Origin of the sequence: Pseudomonas sp. NFACC56-3, assembly GCF_900100025.1 — a bacterium.
Classification (GTDB): Bacteria; Pseudomonadota; Gammaproteobacteria; order Pseudomonadales; family Pseudomonadaceae; genus Aquipseudomonas; species Aquipseudomonas fluorescens_AA.
Genome location: NZ_FMTK01000032.1, coordinates 47,531 through 53,620 on the forward strand (window position 1 = coordinate 47,531; position 6,090 = coordinate 53,620).

Here is a 6,090-nt window from a genome sequence, read left to right on the forward strand (position 1 = left end):
CTCGCGATAAACGACGACACGCTGCCCGTTGTAAACCGTGTCGCCAACCAACGCGAGCAGGCTCGCCCCCACAAGAACCTGACCGTAAGGCCAGGTGTTCCAAAGGGTCCGTTTCGTCGGACGCACCACAACTGTGCAGACGGGCACCGCACTGATAGGTATAGTGCCGCCCCTCTTCGCATGAGCGGTCGTCCGCAACGAGACCCTTAAACATGCGAAAACCGAACTAATAACAAACCCGCGAAAATGGACCGGGACGAAACTTCGCCTCATCTGTCGGGCCGCGCGCCGACCGGTGTAACGCGATGTTTCCAAAGGGCCAGCATTTGCTTAAACAAAAAACAGCGAGGAATACTCATGCTCGAAGTCATCAACGACTTCCTATCAGGGAAAGTGCTGATCGTGCTCATTGTCGGGCTCGGTGGCTACTTCACGATCCGCTCGCGTTTCGTCCAGTTCCGTCACTTCTTCCACATGTTCACGGTGTTCCGTGAAAGCCTGAAAAGCAGCACTGACCAGCTCAGTTCCTTCCAGGCCCTGATGCTCAGCCTGGCCGGTCGTGTCGGCGCGGGCAACATCGCCGGTGTCGGCATCGCCGTGACCCTCGGCGGCCCTGGTGCGGTGTTCTGGATGTGGGTAACTGCCCTGGTCGGTATGTCCAGCAGCTTCTTCGAGTGCTCACTCGGCCAGCTCTACAAGCGCTGCGACTCCGAAGGCCAGTACCGTGGCGGCCCGTCCTATTACATCCAGCACGGCCTGCAGAAACGCTGGTTGGGCATGATCATGGCGTTCCTGCTGCTGGTCACCTTCGGCTTCGCCTTCAACGGCCTGCAAGCCCACGCGGTGACCCATTCCCTGAACAACGCTTTCGGCTTCGACACCACCTACACCGGCCTCGGCCTGGCGGTGCTGCTGGGCCTGGTATTCATCGGCGGCATCAAGCGCATCGCCAAGGTTGCCGACCTGCTGGTACCGGTCAAGACCCTGGCGTATATCGCCGTAACCCTCTACGTGATCGTGCTGCAGTTCGAACATGTACCGGGCATGCTGGCAACCATCGTCAAGAGCGCCTTCGGTCTGGACCAGGCGTTCGGCGGCCTGATCGGCAGCGCCATCGTCATGGGCGTCAAGCGTGGCGTGTTCGCCAACGAAGCCGGCCTGGGCAGTGCGCCTAACGTCGCTGCCGTCGCGTCGGTCGAGCACCCGGTCGCCCAGGGCGTGGTCCAGGCATTCAGCGTGTTCCTGGACACCTTCGTGATCTGCACCTGCACCGCGCTGCTGATCCTGCTGTCGGGCTTCTACACCCCGGGCTTCGAAGGCGACGGCATTGCCCTGACCCAGAACTCCCTGGCAGCCGTCGTGGGTGACTGGGGCCGGATATTCATCTCCGTGGCCCTGTCGTTGTTCGTGTTCACCTCGATCCTCTACAACTACTACCTGGGCGAGAACAACCTGCGCTTCATGATCGGTGACAATCGCAAGGTCCTGATGGGCTACCGCGCGCTGGTCCTGGTTCTGATTTTCTGGGGCGCCATCGAGAACCTCGGCACCGTGTTCGCGTTCGCCGACATCACCATGACCCTGCTGGCGTTCGTGAACCTGATCGCGCTGTTCCTGCTGTTCAAGGTCGGCATGCGCATCCTGCGTGACTACGATGACCAGCGTTCGGCCGGCATCAAGGTGCCCGTGTTCGACTCCAGCAAGTTCCCGGACCTGGACCTGGACCGCAAGGCGTGGCCAGCCACCCCGTCGGCACCGGTTGCCAAGCCCGACGCCGCGACTGCTGGCGTGGCCGCAGCGCAACGCTGATCGGCAGGCCGATTGTAAAAAACCGGGCGCATCCCCTGCGCCCGGCGTGACACAGCGTAGGGTCGGCGTCATGCTCGGCCTTATGTTGTGGCAGCGAAGTAAAGCTGCCGTTTTCGTCCTCGGAGAACAACCATGAATTCCTCGACCTACCCTGCCGCCCAGCACGTCATGGTGCTCTACACCGGCGGCACCATCGGCATGCAGGCCAGCGCCCACGGCCTGGCCCCGGCATCCGGTTTCGAAGCGCGGATGCGCGATTACCTGCACAGCCAACCCGAACTCGTCGTGCCGCAATGGCGCTTCCGGGAAATGTCGCCGTTGATCGACAGCGCCAACATGACCCCGGCCTATTGGCAGCAACTGCGCGAAGCGGTGGTCGATGCCGTGGACATGCAGGGCTGCGACAGCGTACTGATCCTGCACGGCACCGACACCCTGGCCTACAGCGCGGCGGCGATGAGCTTCCAACTGCTGGGCCTGCATGCGCGGGTCTGCTTCACCGGCTCAATGCTGCCCGCCGGCGTGGCCGACAGCGACGCCTGGGAAAACCTCAGCGGTGCCCTGGTCGCCCTCGGCCAAGGCCTGGCGCCGGGCGTGCACTTGTACTTCCACGGTGAGCTGCTGGCGCCGACCCGTTGCGCGAAGGTGCGCAGCTTCGGTCGCCACCCGTTCAAGCGCCTGGAACGCCAGGGCGGCGGCACCCCGGCGCCGACCCTGCCTGCGCAGTTGAACTACAACCAGCCCAAGCGACTGGCGAACATCGCGGCGCTGCCGCTGTTTCCCGGCATCAGTGCGCAGATCCTCGATGGCCTGCTGGGCAGCGGTATCCAGGGCCTGGTGCTGGAATGCTACGGCAGCGGCACCGGGCCGAGCGACAACCCGGCCTTCCTCGCCAGCCTCGAGCGAGCGCGGGACAGCGGCGTGGTGGTCGTGGCGGTGACCCAATGCCATGAAGGTGGCGTTGAGCTGGACGTGTACGAAGCCGGCAGTCGCTTGCGTGGCGTCGGCGTGCTGTCCGGCGGCGGCATGACCCGCGAGGCAGCGTTCGGCAAGCTGCAGGCATTGATCGGCGCAGGGTTGCCGGTGGAAGAGGTGCGGCGGCTGGTTGAGCTGGACCTGTGTGGCGAATTGTCCTGACACTGGCTCAGCATTAACCTGGGCGGCCTTCGAGTTGGAAGGCCTATGCCGCTGAGTCACCCTCAGCGCTGAGCAATTGGCTGAACCGGGTGCTGCTTATCGGCTTAAAGCAGTGCCCGTCCGATCTAAAAACTGCGGCGATAAATGGGCATAATTACGCCGATCCTCATGGCGGCGCTGCTGACACACATCGGCAGCAGGCAAGGCAATAGCCCAGACACACTATTGCTTTATTTTTTTGGCCCTTGCTTTATAGGTACCAACTAAAAAACGTGAAGTGCCTCTCGGGGCTGACCATGACTCGTAGCGAATCACGAAAATAAACCTGGGCACTTGGTCACCTTGGAAGAAACTATTCAAATGGAATTGTTTTTATGGAAATCATTAATGCCTACCCGGCTTTAGCCTTCGACTTTTCTAGCGTCGGCGCCGAATGGATACGCCACGCTCGCGCCTTCAATAGCCCAAAACTATCCTCCACTCAGTGCACCGCATTGACTAAAGCCGCAGGATGCTGCTGAACATGATCTCCCTATTGCGCTCCCTAAGCCCGGTTGCTGTCATGGCGGCCAGCATTTCGTTGTTGGCGGGGTGTGCCCCCATCGCCCCCATTCAACCTATTGACCAAACCGATATAATGCAAGACGCGGGGCCGGACGCCGAAGCTATTGAGCTCCAGAAGCGCGAAGACCAACTTTTCGCTGACGCCAAGTCGACGGGCAAGGTGGTATTAGTGGTACCCACCGCAAGCCTGGATAGCTTGAACACAGACTTCCAAAACAACGATTCAACAATGGAGTTTCTAAAATTGCGTTCGGCCGTCACCGAATGGACGAACACACAGGATTCCACTGCCCAGTTTAAAGTCGGCTACGATACTCAGAAAACCGCCATCGGCTCTCCGCAAGGTTCTTATTTTCAAGTTGTATTTGGCCGGACACTGTACAAGATTTATTTGATAGATCCTGGCCACTATACAATCAGCGGCGTCAGCTATGACGTACCGAGGACAAGCGCCTATGAACCCCCAGGTGACCATGGTATTCGGGCTTCAAGCTTGGGCTATATCACCCTCTCGCCCAAGAGCTTCGCTGAGTATGACCGTGGCGAGCGATGGGAGGATGCCAGTTACACGACCGATACGGTCCAAGAGGAGCGTTGTACTGCAGTTCGTGTTGTCAATGGCGAGTGCGTGAGCACTGGCAAATACTCTTACGAGGTACAGCGCCAAACGTCTCCCGCAGGCTGGCGAAAAACTATCCAACAACGCGATGTTGAAGGCAGGACGGTATCTGCTCATTTGTCCAAGGACTTTGCCTCATTTGATGTAGCGGCAGGCGAGGTGGTACTGATCGATGGCTTCTTTGCTGATCCACCGAGTTTTGAGTATAAGGAGGGAAGCTGCCGGCAAACTCAGCAGAGCCAAATGCGCTGTGAGCTTCAGCAAGTCAGGCTGGTAAAACTGATCGCCGAGGTTGATCAGGTTTTGCAGGTGTTAAATGCTGCAGATTACGGTTTTCCTAAGATGGCCGAGGTGCTCAAACAACTGACCTACCGCCCTTTAAAAGTACTGGCTAAAAAATCCACTGGCCATTCAACTTGGGGACCGGTTTATTCGGTGCAGGCCGATTGATGGATTGCTGCTCTAACGTTGATGCCCACTCGCCACCGATAGATGCCCTCGCCACAATCGCTGTACCACACCCGCGGCATGCAATTTGCTCGACCTCCAGCCTCCCCAAGGCTGGAAACGAACATGCTGCATTCCCACCTCACCACCCTCAACGCCGTCTCACTGGTACTGAGCACCTTTAAAAACGAAGGCTTGCCCAGCGATGCCTTGCTGGCCGGCAGCGGCATCAGCGCGGCGGACCTGAGCCGGGCCGATACGCGCATCACCACCAACCAGGAGATGCAGGTCTGCGCCAACGCCGTGGCCCTCAAGCGCGACATCGGCCTGGAATTGGGCCTGCGCATGCACGTTTCGTCCTACGGCATGCTCGGCTATGCCCTGCTCACCAGTGCCACCTTAGGTGACGCTTTGCGCCTGGCACTGCGCTACCCGGCGCTGTTGGGAACACTCTTCGAGCTGAATCTGGACGACGATGGCGAGCACATCTGGTTCAGCGCCAACGATTATCGGGAGAACCCGGCCCTGGCGGTGTTCAACGCCGAGTTCTGCATGGTTTCGCTAAAGGTGATCTGCAACGACCTCCTCGGCCATGCATTGCCGTTGCACGCCGCGCGCTTCGAACACCCGGCGCCCGACTACCAGGCGCGCTACACCTCGCTCTTCGACTGCCCGGTGCGCTTCGACAGCATCGATAACGCTTTCGCCTTCGACCGTCACTGGCTCGACCAACCCTTGCCCCTGGCCGACCCCATCACCCATCACGCCATGGCCGAACGCTGTCGCCGGCAGAACACCGAATTCACCGGACGCCAAGCCTGGCTGGGACGGATCCGCCAGTTGCTCGACACCCAACTGGACGCCGCCCCCGGCCTGGAGGGCCTGGCCGAACAGATGAACTGCTCGGCGCGCACCTTGCGCCGCCACCTCAAGGACCTGGGCTGCAGCTACCAGGAGCTGCTGGACGAACTGCGCTTCGAGCGGGCCAAGCAGATGCTCTGCGAGGACCAATTGCCGATCTATCGAATCGCCGAACGACTGGGCTTCAGCGAAACCGCCAGCTTCCGCCATGCCTTCGTGCGCTGGAGCGGCGTGGCGCCCAGCCAGTTCAGGGCCTGAATCACCGCTACACCTTGAGGCCGGGGGGTGTCTGGGCTGCCGCCATCGCGAGCAAGCTCGCTCCCACAGAAGATTGCCACTGTTCACAAATGTTGCGAGCAGCCCCACCCCCTGTGGGAGATTCTATGGTGCAGGGCTACCCCCTAAATGCCTTTCGGTAAATATTCGCTCTGATTCTTCAGCAGGGCGAATACCACTCGGGCAAGCTTGCGGGCCAGTGCTACTAATGCTTCGGTTGTGCTGAGTCCCCGGGCCCTTAGTGCCTCATAAAAACCCTTCCATGCCGCTGTGCGCCTCGCCGACATCGCGGCGTTATGCATCAATCGACGGGCCTCTGGGTCACCTCGCTTAGACAGGCAGCGGCGTCCCTTCTTTTTCCCTGAGTCCGATATACG

5 protein-coding genes are annotated in these 6,090 nt (G+C 60.1%); 4 read left to right on the plus strand and 1 reads right to left on the minus strand.

Annotated features, from left to right (window positions below; all coding sequences use genetic code 11):
• Positions 1-357 precede the first annotated feature (357 nt).
• From BLO80_RS27725 to BLO80_RS27740, 4 genes are all read left to right on the plus strand, one after another.
• Positions 358-1,809, plus strand: coding sequence for an alanine/glycine:cation symporter family protein (locus BLO80_RS27725; protein ID WP_092204882.1), 1,452 nt, complete (start codon positions 358-360; stop codon positions 1,807-1,809).
• 132 nt (positions 1,810-1,941) lie between these two features.
• On the plus strand, positions 1,942-2,946 hold the full coding sequence (locus BLO80_RS27730; RefSeq protein WP_092333681.1) for an asparaginase: 1,005 nt from the start codon (positions 1,942-1,944) through the stop codon (positions 2,944-2,946).
• A gap of 523 nt (positions 2,947-3,469) precedes the next feature.
• Positions 3,470-4,579: a hypothetical protein gene (locus tag BLO80_RS27735; RefSeq protein WP_256574256.1), complete on the plus strand. Its 1,110-nt coding sequence runs from the start codon at positions 3,470-3,472 to the stop codon at positions 4,577-4,579.
• Positions 4,580-4,702: 123 nt separating this feature from the next.
• Positions 4,703-5,695 carry an AraC family transcriptional regulator gene (locus BLO80_RS27740; RefSeq protein WP_092333683.1) on the plus strand — a complete coding sequence of 331 codons (993 nt, stop codon included), beginning with the start codon at positions 4,703-4,705 and terminating at the stop codon, positions 5,693-5,695.
• Between the two features lie 143 nt (positions 5,696-5,838).
• On the opposite strand, the gene BLO80_RS27745 is transcribed toward BLO80_RS27740, so the two are convergent.
• Positions 5,839-6,090: transposase (locus BLO80_RS27745; RefSeq protein ID WP_139197132.1), on the minus strand; the 252-nt coding region annotated here is incomplete at its 5' end.